The sequence below is a fragment of the Vibrio pelagius genome, from assembly GCF_024347575.1.
Taxonomy (GTDB): Bacteria; Pseudomonadota; Gammaproteobacteria; order Enterobacterales; family Vibrionaceae; genus Vibrio; species Vibrio pelagius.
In genome coordinates this window covers 1,538,299-1,554,815 of record NZ_AP025503.1, presented here as the reverse complement: position 1 = coordinate 1,554,815, position 16,517 = coordinate 1,538,299, and the positions used below count along the sequence as shown (strand labels likewise).

The 16,517-nt window shown below is 44.2% G+C and carries 18 protein-coding genes; 12 read left to right on the top strand and 6 right to left on the bottom strand.

The genetic code is table 11. From position 1 onward, the window contains the following. Nucleotides 1-42: 42 nt before the first annotated feature. From vsple_RS06765 to vsple_RS06745, 5 genes are all read left to right on the top strand, one after another. On the top strand, nt 43-741 hold the full coding sequence (locus vsple_RS06765; protein ID WP_261883071.1) for an ABC transporter permease: 699 nt from the start codon (nt 43-45) through the stop codon (nt 739-741). A 10-nt stretch (nt 742-751) separates the two neighbouring features. Continuing rightward, nucleotides 752-1,471, top strand: coding sequence for an energy-coupling factor ABC transporter ATP-binding protein (locus tag vsple_RS06760; RefSeq protein ID WP_255230756.1), 720 nt, complete (start codon nt 752-754; stop codon nt 1,469-1,471). Further along, nucleotides 1,449-2,033 (top strand): molybdenum cofactor guanylyltransferase MobA, encoded by a 585-nt coding sequence (gene mobA, locus vsple_RS06755; RefSeq protein ID WP_261883070.1) that lies wholly within the window; start codon nt 1,449-1,451, stop codon nt 2,031-2,033. The genes vsple_RS06760 and mobA overlap by 23 nt, the downstream gene beginning before the upstream one ends. Next, a complete protein-coding gene (locus vsple_RS06750; protein ID WP_261883069.1) occupies nt 2,033-3,835 on the top strand; it encodes a bifunctional molybdopterin-guanine dinucleotide biosynthesis adaptor protein MobB/molybdopterin molybdotransferase MoeA in 1,803 nt (600 codons plus the stop codon). The genes mobA and vsple_RS06750 overlap by 1 nt, the downstream gene beginning before the upstream one ends. 192 nt (nt 3,836-4,027) lie before the next feature. Continuing rightward, the gene (locus vsple_RS06745) at nt 4,028-4,294 is read left to right on the top strand and encodes a DUF2960 domain-containing protein (protein WP_032549019.1); all 267 of its coding nucleotides are present in this window, start codon (nt 4,028-4,030) and stop codon (nt 4,292-4,294) included. Between the two features lie 125 nt (nt 4,295-4,419). Here the strand turns inward: vsple_RS06745 and nagK are convergent, their stop codons facing one another. Beyond that, nucleotides 4,420-5,328: an N-acetylglucosamine kinase gene (gene nagK / locus vsple_RS06740; RefSeq protein WP_150872456.1), complete on the bottom strand. Its 909-nt coding sequence runs from the start codon at nt 5,326-5,328 to the stop codon at nt 4,420-4,422. Between the two features lie 153 nt (nt 5,329-5,481). Further along, nucleotides 5,482-6,222 carry a tRNA-uridine aminocarboxypropyltransferase gene (locus vsple_RS06735; RefSeq protein WP_261883068.1) on the bottom strand — a complete coding sequence of 247 codons (741 nt, stop codon included), beginning with the start codon at nt 6,220-6,222 and terminating at the stop codon, nt 5,482-5,484. Between the two features lie 74 nt (nt 6,223-6,296). Between vsple_RS06735 and vsple_RS06730 the strand changes: the two genes are divergently transcribed. Continuing rightward, nucleotides 6,297-7,088: a sterol desaturase family protein gene (locus vsple_RS06730; RefSeq protein WP_261883067.1), complete on the top strand. Its 792-nt coding sequence runs from the start codon at nt 6,297-6,299 to the stop codon at nt 7,086-7,088. Between the two features lie 81 nt (nt 7,089-7,169). On the opposite strand, the gene vsple_RS06725 is transcribed toward vsple_RS06730, so the two are convergent. Then, nucleotides 7,170-9,215 carry a methyl-accepting chemotaxis protein gene (locus vsple_RS06725; protein WP_261883066.1) on the bottom strand — a complete coding sequence of 682 codons (2,046 nt, stop codon included), beginning with the start codon at nt 9,213-9,215 and terminating at the stop codon, nt 7,170-7,172. A 114-nt stretch (nt 9,216-9,329) separates the two neighbouring features. On the opposite strand from vsple_RS06725, the gene vsple_RS06720 reads away from it, so the two are divergent. Next, complete coding sequence (locus vsple_RS06720; RefSeq protein WP_420833799.1) at nt 9,330-9,803, top strand: C40 family peptidase; 474 nt, start codon at nt 9,330-9,332, stop codon at nt 9,801-9,803. Between the two features lie 84 nt (nt 9,804-9,887). Here vsple_RS06720 and vsple_RS06715 read toward each other — a convergent pair whose 3' ends face one another. Next, nucleotides 9,888-10,232, bottom strand: coding sequence for a DUF3802 family protein (locus vsple_RS06715; protein WP_261883064.1), 345 nt, complete (start codon nt 10,230-10,232; stop codon nt 9,888-9,890). A gap of 502 nt (nt 10,233-10,734) precedes the next feature. Between vsple_RS06715 and vsple_RS06710 the strand changes: the two genes are divergently transcribed. Beyond that, nucleotides 10,735-11,601 (top strand): fructosamine kinase family protein, encoded by an 867-nt coding sequence (locus tag vsple_RS06710; RefSeq protein ID WP_255230765.1) that lies wholly within the window; start codon nt 10,735-10,737, stop codon nt 11,599-11,601. 22 nt (nt 11,602-11,623) lie between these two features. Next, nucleotides 11,624-11,827: a CPXCG motif-containing cysteine-rich protein gene (locus vsple_RS06705; RefSeq protein ID WP_255230766.1), complete on the top strand. Its 204-nt coding sequence runs from the start codon at nt 11,624-11,626 to the stop codon at nt 11,825-11,827. A gap of 90 nt (nt 11,828-11,917) precedes the next feature. On the opposite strand, the gene vsple_RS06700 is transcribed toward vsple_RS06705, so the two are convergent. Next, nucleotides 11,918-12,529: a riboflavin synthase subunit alpha gene (locus vsple_RS06700; protein ID WP_261883063.1), complete on the bottom strand. Its 612-nt coding sequence runs from the start codon at nt 12,527-12,529 to the stop codon at nt 11,918-11,920. A 161-nt stretch (nt 12,530-12,690) separates the two neighbouring features. Between vsple_RS06700 and vsple_RS06695 the strand changes: the two genes are divergently transcribed. Next, nucleotides 12,691-14,061, top strand: a complete 1,371-nt coding sequence (locus vsple_RS06695; RefSeq protein WP_255230768.1) for an MATE family efflux transporter — start codon at nt 12,691-12,693, stop codon at nt 14,059-14,061. 52 nt (nt 14,062-14,113) lie between these two features. On the opposite strand, the gene vsple_RS06690 is transcribed toward vsple_RS06695, so the two are convergent. Further along, nucleotides 14,114-14,956 (bottom strand): DNA ligase, encoded by an 843-nt coding sequence (locus vsple_RS06690; protein WP_261883138.1) that lies wholly within the window; start codon nt 14,954-14,956, stop codon nt 14,114-14,116. 313 nt (nt 14,957-15,269) lie between these two features. Here vsple_RS06690 and vsple_RS06685 point away from each other — a divergent pair, with 313 nt between their 5' ends. Together vsple_RS06685 and vsple_RS06680 are read left to right on the top strand one after the other, a co-directional pair. Then, nucleotides 15,270-15,599: an STAS domain-containing protein gene (locus vsple_RS06685; RefSeq protein WP_261883062.1), complete on the top strand. Its 330-nt coding sequence runs from the start codon at nt 15,270-15,272 to the stop codon at nt 15,597-15,599. A 56-nt stretch (nt 15,600-15,655) separates the two neighbouring features. Further along, nucleotides 15,656-16,489, top strand: a complete 834-nt coding sequence (locus vsple_RS06680) for an OmpA family protein (protein ID WP_261883061.1) — start codon at nt 15,656-15,658, stop codon at nt 16,487-16,489. Nucleotides 16,490-16,517 lie beyond the last annotated feature (28 nt).

Genomic DNA, 16,517 nt, shown 5'->3' with positions numbered 1-16,517 from the left:
ACTGGAACTAAACGCGGGGCCTCCGCACAAAAGAGATACATCATGACCCTATGGCAAACAACGCTGGATGCACTGAACTTACTTGTGAACTTTGACCACGAGTTGTGGCAAATTGTCGCAGTGTCATTCAGCGTTTCTCTGTCGGCAATTTCACTGGTTATCGTACCTGCAATTGTCATGGCTTTTTTACTCGCCTATACAGAGTTTCCCGGTAAATGGGGGTTGCTCTCTATCATTAATACTCTTCAAGCGATCCCTACAGTCGTGATCGGCCTATTAATGTACATGATGTTATCTCGTTCTGGCCCTTTGGGTGATTGGCAAATGCTCTTTACCCAAAAGGCTATGATTCTCGGTCAGATGCTGATCTGCTTCCCCATACTTGTCTCTATGATGCATGGTGCGCTTCAAGCTAGTGACCGTCGTGCCGTTGAAACAGCTCGTACTTTGGGTGTGTCGACTTTCCGTATCGCATCTACATTGATTTGGGAAACTCGCTTCCCACTTCTTGCTGCAACCATTGCTGCCTTTTCACGAATAGTGACAGAGGTTGGTTGCTCGATGATGGTAGGCGGTAACATTATGGGCATGACGAGAAACATCCCGACGGCCATCGCGATGGAAAGCCATAAAGGTGCATTCGCACAAGGGGTTGCTTTGGGTATGGTGTTGTTGGCGTTGGCGCTGATTTTGAACTTTTTCCTTTCTAGTGTGAGAGGAAAAGGCTATTTAAGAACATAGGAATGCTGTCATGAGTATAAAAATAACAACGCAGCAAGTTTCAATGCGCTACAAAGAGCGCGTTCTTTTTCATATCCCTGAATTGTCCATTGGCCCAAACGATGCGATCTATCTTAAGGGTGACAATGGTGTCGGTAAAACCACCCTACTGAAAATCCTATCTGGTTTGATCAAACCAACATCAGGAAAAATCCAGACAGCACATCAAAGCTGGAAAGGAACCCTACTCCCTCGTTCTAAATTCAAAGACATTATATACCTACATCAAACACCTTATTTGTTTGATGGCACTGTGTATCAAAATGTCGCTTATGGCATTCGATTTAACAAAGAGTCACAAAAAGATAAGCGAGCTCAAATAATCAATGCGTTGAGAATGGTAGGTTTAGAGACCCTAGCGGATGAACACATCTCTGTTCTATCTGGTGGGGAACGTCAACGAGTCGCGATGGCAAGGGCCTGGATTTTAAAACCCTCCATCTTACTTATGGACGAACCAAGCGCATCATTAGATAAAGAATCTATTGAAAGATTGGTCATTATGGCCGAAGATCTTCTTCAGCGCGGCGCAAGTTTGGTGATAACAAGCCACCAAACCAACGCTCTGACCGATCTATGTAAAAAGCAGTGGTGGATTAAAGATAACTCTTTGACTGAATCACCATTGCTGCAAATTATTAAAAAAGACAAAGCACAAGAGAATATTTATGCTGCTTCCAACGCAAACTAGTTGGGTTATCTTAGCTGGCGGACAAGCGAGCAGAATGGGTGGACGCGACAAAGGTCTCGTCGAGTTAAACGGTCGTCCACTTATTCAATACGTTATCGACAAATTGTCGCAACAAAACGTCTCTATCACCATTAATGCCAATCGCAACCAAGAGCGCTATCAAGACTTCGCGCCTGTGGTTTCTGATTCCTTTCCTGATTATCCAGGACCACTAGGCGGCATCCATGCAGGACTGAAAAATGCCGACACCGACTGGGTCGGCTTTGTTCCTTGTGACAGCCCGCAAATCAACGAAGACTTAGTCGAGCGTTTCTGCGCGGCGGTTAATCCCGACAGCGATATTTTGGTTGCTCACGACGGTGAATTTAAACAGCCGGTATTTACTCTATTCCATAAGCGCGTATTACCTAGGTTAGAAGCATTCCTAGAGCGTGGCGATCGCAAGATCATTCTGCTCTATAAAGATTGTGTTACCGAGTTTGTCGACTTTAGCGACTCGCCAAACTGCTTCGTAAACCTTAATACACCAGAAGAACTCACCCAATTTGGTACGCTTCAATAATGAATGATTCAAAACAACGCCCTAACCTCCCACTACTAGGTTTTGCTGCCTACAGTGGCACTGGAAAAACAACTCTACTTGAAGCTCTGCTGCCAATGTTGACCGAGTCAGGTCTAAGCATTGGTGTACTCAAACATGCGCACCACGACTTCGATGTTGATAAGCCAGGCAAAGACAGTTATCGCTTACGCAAAGCCGGCGCAGGCCAAATGCTGATCTCTTCAAGAAAGCGTCATGTGTTGATGACTGAAACCCCTGAAGCTGAGGCTGATTTTGATTACTTACTGACTCGCTTTGATACAGAGAAATTGGATCTGATTCTGGTTGAAGGGTGTAAAAACATCGCTTTTCCTAAGATTGAACTGCACCGCGAAGAAGTTGGTAAACCTTGGCTGTACTCGAACGACAGCAACATCATAGCCATTGCAGCGGATACTCAAGTTGAATCGGATCTTCCTCAAATGTCGATCAATGATTTGGATGCGATTCGCGACTTTATTATCAACTACGCGCAAGAATTCAATCCGACCCCAGTCAGTTGCCAGCCACAATCATCGAAAGCGCCAACTGTGTGCTGTGACTCTTTCTCACCAGCGGGTTTGAGTGTCACACAAGGGCAAGAGAAGATTTTAGAGAGCATCACTACAGAAACGCTCAGCGAAAGCGTTGCGGTTGAATCTGCTTATGGTCGCGTTTTGGCTGAAGATATTGTCTCTCCAATTAACGTTCCGCAAAACACAAACTCAGCAATGGACGGTTACGCGATCCGTGGCGATGATTTGAACCAAGAACAGTATCATGTTGTCGCTGAAGTTTTCGCAGGACACAGTTACGACCAAGAGATTCAAAAAGGCCAAGCGGTTAAGATCATGACGGGCGCACCCACTCCAATCGGCGGCGATACTGTTATCATGCGTGAGCAAGCGGTTCAAGAAGGTGATGTTGTTCGTTTCCCTGACGCTAAAATCGATGTAGGCCAAAACGTTCGTATGGCGGGTGAAGACTTGTCTGTTGGTCAAGCGGTATTCACACAAGGCACACGCATCGAAGCACCTGAAATGGGCATGATGGCGTCGCTAGGTTTTGCAACCTGCCCTGTTCTTCGCAAAGTGAAGGTGGGTATTTTCTCGACCGGCGACGAAGTTCAAGCACCCGGAACACCGCAGCAAGCGAATTCCATTTACGACTCAAACCGTTTCACCATCATTGGCATGCTACAGAAGCTAGGGTGTGAAATTGTTGATTACGGCATCATCGAAGACGACCAGCAAAAAATGACGGAAGTTCTGCACTCTGCTGCGTTAGAGACAGACATGGTCCTAACGTCTGGTGGCGTGTCCGTTGGTGACGCTGATTACATTAAGCTTGCTCTTGATGAGTTGGGTGAGATTAACTTCTGGCGTATCAACATGCGCCCGGGTCGCCCGCTTGCTTACGGTAAGATTGAGCAAACACCTTTCTTCGGGTTACCGGGTAACCCAGTGGCGGTAATGGTCTCCTTTATCAACTTTGTTGAGCCAGCGATTCGTAAACTCCAAGGCCAGACAAACTGGACACCAGTGAAAGCGAATGCGATTGCGACAGAACAACTTCGTTCTCGCCAAGGCCGTACTGAATTTAGCCGCGGTGTGTTCTCCATGAACGAGCACGGTCAACTCGAAGTCCGGACGACAGGCAAACAAGGCTCTGGCATTCTTCGTTCAATGAGCGAAGCAAACTGCTTGATTGAGATCTCTCCTTCTGTTGATACGGTTAAAGTGGGTGAAACCGTAACGGTTATTCCACTTCAAGGACGCATCTAACGGCATCAAAAGCGAAGCTATTTATAGCTTCGCTTTTATATCTCGACTCATTAAACAGTCCATATAATAACCTTTCACCACTATTTTCGGTTTAGGTTTGCTTTACTAAACAACTAATTCCGCCTTAACCTTGAGAGTGTGTAAGATTTTCTGTAGAGTTCGCGAAAATCCTAGATTCAACTGGAGAGCACCATGGCTCGTACTATTCTGTATACCTATAAAGATGAAGACAAAGAGTTGCTGTTTTCAAAACAACAACACCGCACGATCCAAGAAGCTGTTGCTGCGGCTGAAGGCATCGACATCACTGAGTATTTAAAAACAGAGCAACAGCTTGAGTTGATTTCAGATACTAAAGCGGTTCGTAACTACCAAGATAACTATTTCCGTAAGCTAGGTTTCACAAAGCTTACACTGAAGCAAAAAGAAAACTTGGGTGTTGGTAAAAAGAACAAATAGCGCTTCGCTTCTTCGTTCTGAATGCTCGTTTTGAACATCAAACAATGAACAATGCCGCAACCTCTTCAGAGGTTGCGGCATTTTTATTTCGTCAACTTAACCTAAGGTCAATTACTTTGGGTTAATTACTTAAGGTTAAGGAATGCTGCACCACGAACACCACCTGAATCGCCGTGTTTCGCTTTAATGATCTTCGGACATTTAGCAACTGAAAGCAGGTACTTAGGAATACGCTTTGGCATCTCTTCGTAAATCAATTCGAAGTTTGATAGGCCGCCACCCAGTGCAACTACGTGTGGGTCCAGTGCGGTAAATAGGTTAGCAAAACAGATAGCCAGAAGCTCCATGAAGCGCTCTACATGTTCTACCGCTTTCTCTTCACCTTCCGCATGTGCTTTGATGATGTCGATGGCTTTCTTCTTCTCGCCGAAGTAGTGCTCGTAAATTAGCTCGAAGCCACGGCCAGATAGATAGCTATCCAAACAACCTTTCTTCCCACAACCACAGCCTAGTAGCGGCGCGTTTTCACCAAGGTGAAGCCATGCATCTAGCGGTAAACGCATATGACCAAGTTCACCAGCAACATGGTTACGACCTGAGAATACTTTGCCATCAAAGATTAAGCCGCCACCAAAGCCAGTACCTAGGATTAAACCGGCAACTGATGGCTCATCTTGAAGTTCTTCATCCCAAGCTTCTGAAAGTGCAAAACAGTTCGCGTCGTTTTCAATTTTAACGCTACGGCCAATACGAGCTTCCAAGTCTTTACGCAGTGGCTTACCTGTTGAAGCAGGAACGTTAACAACCAACATTGTGCCGTCGTCCGCGTTTTCCATACCTGGTAGACCTAGACCGATCTTACCTTCACATGAGAACTCACTGTCGTACTTCTCAACTAAGCCAGCAATTGTGTCAATAAGTTGTTGGTATGAATCTGTAGGCGTTGGTACACGCTCAGTTGCCACACGTTCAAGTTTCTCATTGAATGCACCAAATTCAATTTTAGTGCCGCCAACATCAAAGCCGTAATACATCAAATCTCTCCAATTTTTCCCTAAATCTGGGACAATATAAAAGTCACTGCGGGTTATTATCCATAACACTCCCCCTACAAACCGTGATAGATGACAAACTTATTCTGTGATTGAGTCCGTTTGAACAAGTTGTCAGCACATAAGGTGTCAAGCTTAGAGTGACATCTCATTTTCACAATAATCGATATAAGCCGTTAAGCTAGGCTTTGTTTGGTCCGACTTATAGCGGGTTTTACTTAGCATGTAGCTCTCTCTAAACGCTTCAAACCACATTTTTAGTGTTTTTGACCCCTGCTCTTCACCGGCTTGCTTCAATACCAAACTCGCCACTTCTGCCGTTGATAAGTGCTGCTCATTATCCGATTTTCGCATCATGTATTGCGATACCGATTCTGGTTCAATAGATAAGACTGGTAAATGTTGTAAATACTCAGAGCGACGGAAAATACGACGAGCTTCGCGCCAACTACCATCAATGAAGATCAGCAGTAGTGTTTTGTTTGAATCACGCATCGCAGGTAGATCTTTAACCACACGACTTTTATCGTCCGTATAGTCCTCAGGAAACACGACCACGGGTTGATATTTTTCGTCTTTTAAGACAGCAAGCATCTCTGGATTTGGCTCAGTTCTATGCCAAAGGTATACATGGCTGTCTTTGACGGTGTCTACAATGAGTCGACCCGTATTACTCGGTTTAAGAACTTCGTTATCAGATAAGATCAACATAGTCGCGACATTGGTTTCAATATCAGGTTGATGGTCGCAGATACAGTGACCTTGTTCGATTTTACAATATTCGCAGCGAACCACCTTACAGCCTCGCGCTTTAAAAGGTCGAGTAGAGAGGGACAAACGATGTTGATAAAGGTGGTGAAAAGCGTGAATTCTCATGGTGTTTAACGATAGCTCTAGAAAAGTGGTGCGATTGTACTTAGAGTGAATGGATAATGATAGAAGGAATTCTTATGCAAGACCCCTCTTTGCTTCGCCTTGCCTGCTTTGTCACCGCGTTTGTCGGCTGTGCTTTATGGGAAGCGTATTCTCCACGTAAGCAGCTTACCCAGAGCAAATGGTTCCGCTGGAGTAACAATTTTGCCCTAGTGGCGCTCAATAGTGTGTTACTCGCCACTTTGATACCCATAGCTGCGTTTCAATCTGCGCTTATTGCCGAACAAAATCAGTGGGGGCTGTTCAACCAAGTTTCTCTTCCAACACCTCTGGTCGTGATACTTTGCGTTTTATTGTTCGACTGCGCTATTTACCTGCAACATCTGGTATTTCATCGAATCCCAGTACTATGGCGTTTGCACCGTGTCCATCATGCTGATTTGGATATTGATGTCACCACGGGAACACGTTTCCACCCTATTGAGATGATTCTCTCCATGCTGATTAAGATCGGCTTGGTGATGCTACTCGGCGTCCCCGCTTTGGCTGTTGTTATCTTTGAAATCGTTTTGAATGTAAGCGCAATGTTTAACCACAGCAATGCTAAACTGCCTCTTAGAATAGATAGAGTTTTGCGGAAATGGATAGTAACTCCAGACATGCATCGCGTTCACCACTCTGTGATCGTTAAAGAGACCCACTCTAACTTCGGTTTCTTTCTCTCCGTCTGGGACAGGTGGTTCAAAACCTATCGCGCTCAGCCTCGACTTGGTCACGATAAGGTTCAAATAGGCGTTCCTGAAATCCAAGATGGTAAAGAGCAACGTCTCGATAAAATGTTGCGTCAACCTTTCATCAAACAGAACTAAGTCACAACGAGTACAAATGTAAAAAGGCCGATTATCCTATAGATAGTCGGCCCTTTTTCTATTTAACTTTGTTGATGAACTTTAACTCAAAACATACTTATGTAGCATCGCTTGTTGGTGCCCTGCGATATCCGCGACCTGCTCAGAACTTTCGATCATCGACTCCAATTGCATCTTGGTGTTTTCACCCTGCTCAGAAACTCGGGTTATGGATTGTGTCACATCAACCGTCGCACGCGCCTGCTCTTCTGTCGCCACCATGATTTGCTCAACACGTCCTTTGATTTGAGCAACAGCCACTTCAATCTTCTCGAATGCTTGCTTAACGTCACTGCTCGTTTGAAGTGCGTTGGCCATTTCACTGCGTGATTCAATCACAGATTCCTTAGAACGATCAGCGGCTGCGATTAGCTCCGTCATCATGCTGCGGATGTTGGTCGTTTGCTGGGAAGTGCCACTTGCCAGTTTACGGACTTCATCTGCGACTACCGCAAAGCCTCGACCTTGCTCACCCGCTCTAGCAGCTTCAATCGCAGCGTTGAGTGCCAGCAAATTTGTGTTCTCAGCAATGCCGCTGATCATATCAACCATCTCACGGATCTGCTTTACACGACCATCGAGTTCATCCATCGACTCTTCATTAACACTGAGTGTCTTCTCAAGCGCATGGAGTCGCTGTTGGTTCAGACCGACCACTTGGCTGCCATTCACCGATTCGGTCTCAGCTAATTGCGCATCGTCATTTGACGCACTCGAGATGCGTGCAATTTCGCTTATCGATGCCTCTAATTGAGTAATCGTCGTAATCATGTTTTGCAACGACTCATTTTGCGCATTCAAACTTTGGTTAGTCTGCTCCGCTGCATCATGACTTACCTCGGCAGTTTGATAGAGGGTTTCACAATTACGTGTCACTGAACTGACCGATTCTGCTGTTGACTCAACCACAAGGTTGAGTTTTGAGGTAATAACTTGTAGCTCGTACGGGCCTCTAGGCTGCGACTTCTTAGAAAAATCATGCTCAGCCAATAGCGCTAGGTGTTGCTTGATGTTTTTAAGCCCATTGTTGACCCAACGTTGAAGTACCAATCCAGAAATCAATATAATCATAGTAATTACTGTACCGCTAATAAGTAGTACTCTATCAATGTTACTGATCGTGCTATTTACTACCGACTCGCTTTCATCGATCAGGAGTGATGCTTCTTCAGATAAAGTATTGAGGCTCAGTATCACTCGGTTTGCTGTTACCATGACTTGGGCAAGTTCTTGCTTTTGTTCTTCTACCAATGTGAGTCTGGCGAGTATATTTTTAATGATCCCCTGCTCTTCAAACCCGTCAGACACCATCTGATAAGCGGCAACGAGGCTTGTGAAGTCTTTCACATCTGGGTGCCACTCAGCAAAGTCATCATAAGCGAGTTCCATGCCCGCCAAACGGTTACGTAACTGTCGGTACTCCGATTGTGCTTTATCCATCTCTTCGTACATCATCAACATCAAGAACGCACTTTCCATTGCGCTAACACTCGACACAAAGCGGTTCGCAGCGTCCGTAGACTCAGGGTTACCCTCTGCTAAAAATGTGCTAATACGGCTCATTTCTGGCCCTGCGGAGCTTACACCATAACGAAACGGCTCTACCTGCTTATCGATAACATTCTGCTTAGCTTGAATGTCTATCTGCATCGTCAACACCTTCGACGTCATAGCTTGCAGCTTTGCCATATCATTGACTAAGGTTTCTCTGTCTTGAACAGATATAGCATCAGGAAAATGACCGGCTATAACGAGTAGGTCCTGAAGCATCTTATTCGATTCATCAGCCAACTTTTGTATCGATGATTTCATCGAATTAAGATCATTGAGATCGGAAGATTGAGTGCTATAACCCAATAATTTAACTTGCTCTAGGACATTTTGTGTCAACTTGGCATTATTGAGTGCGAGCGGTAATACTTGTTCTGAGAGCGTATCAAAGTAGCTGCCAACTCGATCGACTCCTTTGATGCTGACCATCGACAAAAAGACAACAAGCAATAAAATCACACAGAAAATACTGCTTACGGTTTGTATAAGAGAGAAAGTGAAACGAGCAGGTTGATTAGTTACATTTTTATCAGGCATTGTTATTCCGATTTAGGTACGGTGTGTGGCATCCTTTCTAAGATCGGTATAGTAAGTTTCATTTATGACACTTATATTTCATATATTTTTCAGAAGAGTTACAGATTGCTATTAATTCAAAGAGTTATATTAATTTTCGTCGTACTTGGTGTCCTAGGGTGCTCATCATCGCCCGATTTCAACGCTCCTAGACTCAATAACCAGACGCTATCACCACAAGAGAAGCAAACGACTCAGGCTTACATGAGCGTGTATAAAGAGTGGCAAGGCGTTCCCTATCGCTTTGGTGGCTCGTCTTATAACGGTGTAGATTGTTCGGCATTCGTTCAGATAGCGGTACTCACTGCGACACAGCAGGCGTTACCAAGAACAACGCTCGATCAAAGTAAACAAGGCGTTGAGATAGCTTACGAGCAAGCTAAGAGTGGTGATTTGGTGTTTTTCAAAACGTCACCAAAGGTAAGACATGTAGGCGTTTACCTGGGCAATAAACAGTTCTTACATGCGTCGACGTCTAAGGGTGTGATTATCTCTAGATTAGATAACCCTTACTGGGCTTCATCATTTTGGCACTTTAGAAGACTCTAATCGAACATCAGGGTTTAAGAAGTGAGTATCGGCGAACGTCAATTGAACAATCCGCCAATCACTCAAAGTGAGTTGAGTTTCGCGTTAATCGTATTTAGCCACCGCTGTATCAAACAGGTTTTTCACCAGAGCGATATACTCGTCAAGGAAAACGATTTGTTCATTGGTTGCTCTCTTGGCCCAAACACCCGCCAACACCTCACCTAGGTCAGCAACGACAGCATCTGCTTCTTTGAGCAGCTGGAACCTGACACTGGCATGCAATTCTGGATTCTGTTCAAAAATCGCCATGATGTTCGTTGAGATCATGTCTGTAACGATATCTTCAACACTCTCTGTGCCTGTATCACCTTTGCCACTTGTAAATACATCCAAATTAAACGACAAGTGTTCAATCAAAGCTAAATAACCATCGGTTTCTACAACCACAATACATCTCCGTTTAAGCTCAATGGTAAATTCATCACTACGATAATCTACAATACTAGGCGAACTCTCAGCATTGTCATTAACTAATTGTTTGATTTCCTAATAAAGTGTTCGACCTTAGGTCTAAATGCTCAAAATTAACTCAGAAGTAGATTCCATACTTCTTGAAATGAGAAAGTACAGTGCACTTTAGATCAAACCAAACTTTCATCTATCATCGCGACTTGACTCATTAAAACACAGTTTTTTAAGTCACATATTGATTTATGCAAATGATTAGGAGCTCTTAAAGCATTCTCGATTATAGACCGCCTCAATTGTGAGACTGATTCCATTTTGGATGTTTATAGGACGACGTTTAAGATTGGGGCTAAAGGTCACAATTCTTGTAATTGTTCGAGTTGAGAACAAATAACAGCTTAGAACATTGACGCATACATCGATAAATCATCGAAATTTATCCTAGACTATTGCATATACCCATGTTCTTTGAGGATTTCCTATGTGGCAGGCCATTTCTCAACAACTTTCAGACACACTTCTCTTTAACTTCCCTATCACCGAGCGCGTTAAGGTCTCTGGTGGCAATATTAATGATTGTTACATGATCACCGATGGTAACGAGCGTTACTTCGTAAAAGTAAACCAAAAAGAGTTTATTCATAAGTTTGAAGTTGAAGCCGAAAATCTAAGATTGTTACGAAATACCTCCACAGTTTATGTCCCAGAACTGGTACTTATCGGCACCACCAAAGAGAGCGCTTTTATTATCCTCAACTATTTGCCAACCAAACCGTTAGATACTGGTAACAACGGCTTTGATTTTGGTGTTTCGCTCGCCAAGCTCCACCTTTGGGGAGAACAGAAAGAGTTTGGTTGCGATCAAGATAACTACATCGGTAGCACTCTTCAGCCCAACCCTTGGCATAAAAAATGGGGTCGTTTTTTCTCTGAACAACGGATTGGGTTTCAGTTGCAACTCCTCAAAGAGAAAGGGGTTGAGTTTGGTGATATCGATGAGATCGTGGATGTCGTAAACACCAAGTTGGCTGGTCATAATCCAACGCCCTCTCTATTGCATGGCGACCTTTGGCATGGCAACGTAGCAACGTCGGCGTTTGGTCCTATCTGCTACGACCCTGCGTGTTACTGGGGGGACCGTGAGTGTGATATTGCGATGTCGGAATTGTTTGGTGGTTTCCCTCCAGAATTTTACCAAGGCTATCAGAGCGTCGCGCCGCTCGACGTTGACTATAATATGCGAAAAGACCTGTATAACTTGTACCATCTTCTCAATCATTGCAATCAGTTTGGCGGTAGTTATCTAGAACAAACAGAAGCACATGTTCAGAAGATTCTGGCTGTTTAAGTTGCTGTAAGGAGAATCGATCATGAATAACTACACGGAAAAGTACGTTTCTTGCCCTCACTGTGGGCACTCTATTGGCATCACCCTGGACGCTTCAAACGGAAGCCAAGACTTTTATGATGACTGCCCTGCTTGTTGCCACGCTATTCATTTAGACATGCAAGTCGATGAAGTGAGGAATACCATCAATTTATCTATTGATGCTGACGACGAACAAGTATTTTAGCGCGCGACAAGGCTGATGAGTTAATTAAAACAAAGAGCACGTGATGACGTGCTCTTTCTAATTCTATTGTCTTGAATTTGTTTGACTAAATTATCTGTTTTGATTCGCCAATACACGTTCGACTGTGTCGACAATGGCTTGTGTCTGCGGGTCAAACTCAATATTTACTTGGTCACCCACTTGTCGCCTACCAAACAGGGTGCGACTGAGTGTTTCTGGAATAAGATGTACCGAGAAACGATTCTCCTCTACTTCCCCGATGGTGAGTGAGCAGCCATCAATACCAATGTAACCCTTACTCAATACGTATTTCATGGATTCTTGAGGCAACTCAAACCAAATTGTGCGGTTGTTCTCGGTCTTAATAACATCAACGATGTCTGCTACGAGCGTGATATGTCCTGACATACTGTGTCCGCCAATCTCATCACCAAACTTCGCCGCACGTTCAACATTAACCAAATCGCCTTTCTTCAGACGACCAAGATTTGTCAGCCTTAAAGTGGCTTGCATCAAATCAAAAGAGACTTGAGTTCCGTTGATTTTCGTTACCGTTAAACAGCATCCGTTATGAGCCACAGAAGCACCAATTGTCAGACCTTCGACCATATCGTCACTCAGCTCAATAACATGAGTTTGGAACATCTCTTTCTTTTCTATAGCAACTAAGGTCGCCATGCCTTGCACGATACCTGTAAACATAATATTTCCGTTTTGTGTCGTCACATCACAGTTTTTCATAGCAGTTGTAGTGACATTTCTTTATCATTCGCCCAGTGGCGCATTACAGTCAGTATCTCTGATTCAATCTAAATGTCCATCCCTAAGTATCTAATCTTATTATCTTATAGCTGGAGCCCTTTGTGCATCGTTACAAAACAGAAGCCTCAAACTTAATAAAACTCGCGACACCGGTACTCATAGCCTCTGTTGCCCAAACTGGTATGGGTTTTGTCGATACCGTCATGGCCGGTGGTGTTAGTGCTATTGATATGGCTGCGGTATCTATCGCTGCCAGCATCTGGTTACCATCGATTCTGTTCGGTGTCGGACTGTTAATGGCTCTGGTTCCTGTGGTTGCACAACTGAATGGTTCAGGTCGCCAACAAAAAATCTCGTTCGAGATTCAGCAAGGCGCGGTGATGGCTCTGCTTATCTCAGTACCCATAATTGGGGTGCTATTTCAAACTCAGGGTATACTCAGTTTAATGGACGTCGAACCGCTGATGGCAGCAAAGACCAATGGTTACATGCATGCGGTGATGTATGCTGTACCTGCATTTTTGCTATTTCAGACGCTTCGTAGCTTCACAGATGGTATGTCATTAACAAAGCCTGCGATGGTGATCGGATTTATCGGTTTGTTGCTCAACATCCCTCTTAACTGGATGTTTGTATACGGTAAGTTAGGTGCCCCAGCTCTGGGTGGTGTGGGTTGTGGTGTTGCGACAGCCATCGTTTATTGGGTGATGTTCGCCCTACTTCTTGGCTATGTCATGACATCAAATCGCCTAGCTAAGATTAACTTATTCGGTCAGTTCCATAAGCCTCAGTTAAAAGCTCAGGTGCGCCTGTTTAAACTCGGATTCCCTGTTGCAGCCGCGCTGTTTTTTGAAGTCACGCTATTTGCCGTTGTTGCGCTATTGGTTGCGCCATTAGGCCCAATGATTGTTGCTGCTCACCAAGTTGCCATTAACTTCTCGTCTTTGGTGTTCATGTTACCAATGAGTGTGGGCGCAGCGGTTAGTATTCGTGTTGGCCACAAGCTTGGTGAGAACAATACTGAAGGCGCAAAAATCGCAACCCATGTGGGAATCTTAGTTGGATTAGTCATGTCTCTTGGAACGGCATTTATTACCATTTTATTCAGAGAGCAAATCGCTCTTCTCTATACAGAGAACCAAGCGGTTATTACCATTGCGATGCAACTGCTTGTGTTTGCTGCGGTTTATCAATGTACCGATGCGATTCAAGTTATCGCTGCTGGAGCACTTCGTGGCTACAAAGATATGCGCTCTATTTTCAATCGCACGTTCATCGCGTATTGGATTTTAGGCTTGCCACTTGGTTACATTCTAGGCATGACAGATTGGATCGTTGAGCCAATGGGAGCACACGGTTTCTGGATAGGCTTCATTATCGGCCTCTCTTCTGCCGCGCTATTGCTTGGTATGAGATTGCGCTGGATGCATAAACAAGAAGACACCATTCAACTGGCTTTCAGCGAACGCTAGTTCCCAAACTTTCTACTTCCAAAAGACAAAGAGCCCTGTATCAAGGGCTCTTTTAGTATTCAGCTTTCTCTCTGATGAAACGGGCAAATTTAGGTTTGCCATTTTGTGTATATCCATTGTAGCGGAACGTAATTCGACTACCGATTGGTGGCGGGTCTAATCGCATCTCATCAGTGAATCCAGTGCCAATATAAAATTGAATGCCTTCCTCAGTGTGAACTAAGAGTGATCCCATCATTCCTGAATATTTCCCTGTTCCACTCTTGTAACCCACAACAATCGCCTCCGCATCGTGGTGTCGTTTCAGTTTGAGCAGATCGTTACTGCGTCCAGCTTGGTAACGACTGGTAATTTTTCGCAGCATGATCCCCTCACCCTTTTGATTATCAATATTATCCAACTGCTTGTAGAGCGTGGCTTCACTCTCTATTGGATAGTGCTCTACATAGTGAATATGTTTTCGATTTATCCGTTTCACCCAGTCAATAATGTTGTAATAACGTTTTTGATAGTCACCAGCAGCACCGGGCATATCAAACAACATAAACTTAATCTGGCTCCAAGCTTTGTCTACTGGGGTGGTATCGAGAACGGTCGACTGAACAATATGAAAACGATCTCTTCCTGCCCATAACTCCCCTTCTAAACGTACCTTTGGTAATGGATTTGTAAACCAAGCAGGTGCATAAATACGATTGCCGTTGCGAGTATATAGATGTTCTCCATCCCAAATAGCACGCACACCGTCAAGCTTTTCACTCTGCCAATACTCATTGATATCGATGTGTTGATCATAATGGCTTGCTAACATGACTTGATAAGTTGGTTGGATGTTTGCACTACTGTGGGCTGAAAAAAGCAATAACGTGGCAATCGTCAATTTGTTTAGTGTCATCATAATTCCAAGATTAAGCGTCATATCCTCATTTAAAAACGCCCCGCCTAAAGTTTCACCACTAGTATGGCTTCGATGCGACACACTCACCAAAACTATAGTCACCGTTGTCTCATTTTCATTTTGTATGTGTTGTAACCCCCATAAAGCCCACTCTTTTTCATTCTCATATTGAGAAAACGCTGTTTCCTATTCTGGGAAACCCAACAAAATCAAAATAAGCCATTGAAAATTAACAATAATAAAACTGGCACAGAGTCTGCTAAGTATAGGGAAACAAAAAAGAAAAGTAACAGCTTCAAGGAGAGACATCATGGAACTACGTAAAGTCGAACTAAACAATTCAACGCTAACCCTATCAATCTTCGGTGACCTAGACGCTTCCGGCAGTCGCAAAGCACAACCTGGTATTGATGACGTCATTACCAACGACCTACACCCTGAGGTAGAAATCGATTTTAGCCACGTGAAATTTTTAGATTCTTCAGGTGTTGGTGCCATCGTTTACATGTTCAAACGTCTGACGGAACGAGAGCGTAATATGCGTCTAGAAAATGTATCCGGCCAACCGCTGGAAATTATGAACCTGCTTCGCATCGCTCATGCCATCCCGGTTAATTCAAAAAAGGCAGCGAATTCATAAAGTTCCGCTAAGCTAAAGATGTACATAATTATAATAAAAACTCAAAGGACGTTGGCATGAACAAATGGACTCATTACATAACCCTTCCCCTGTCTGCCCTTGTTGTGGGTTGCAGTAGCTATCCAGAACATGGCAAAGGCGGCTTGGCAGAAAGCTATGATTCAATTAATTATCAGAATTATGATTTTTCACCTGTAATGCCTGATGAGCCTCTCGGCCCTGAACATGGGTTAAGATTTGACTGGCAGCTAGCAAAACTTCACTTGGACTCGCTTATTCAAGAAGGCGCCCGTTGGTGTTTTCCCGCAGCTGTTGTTCAAGCAATAGAGAAACAAAATCGTATCGCACGTGAGCTTCAAGGCGGACTTCTTCTCGATGCCGCTAATGACCTCGTGATTCAGCGTAAACGTCTTAACGACCTAGAGACCCGCTTAGACTACGTTACATCTCAAGCCCGTTGTGCACCGCCTAAGAATGAATCCCAATTTAGGCTACAGCTTTCGATCATTGAACAGCTTTACGACCTACTCAATGTCGACAATCAATTTGCCCATAACTCTACCGAAGTAAACCCGAAGTACATGGGACACTTAGCTGAAGCGAGTACCATTTTAAAGGACCACCCGACGCTAGATTTGATCGTTACGGGTCATGCTGATGCTACGGGTACTGAAGAGTACAATGACAAATTAGCCCTTGGCCGCGCAAAACAAGTGGAACGTTACCTCACTATTTTTGGTTTAAGCCCAACTCGTATCAAAACAGTATCTGTAGGTGAAACCGTGCCTCTTTTCGAAGGCGAATCTGCTGGGACTCGTTTGACTAATCGCCGAGTGAGTATTGAGATTGTCTCTCCTGACAACGCAGAAATGATGGGAGGTTCACTATGAAAACCCTAATCATCGCTCTAATATATTT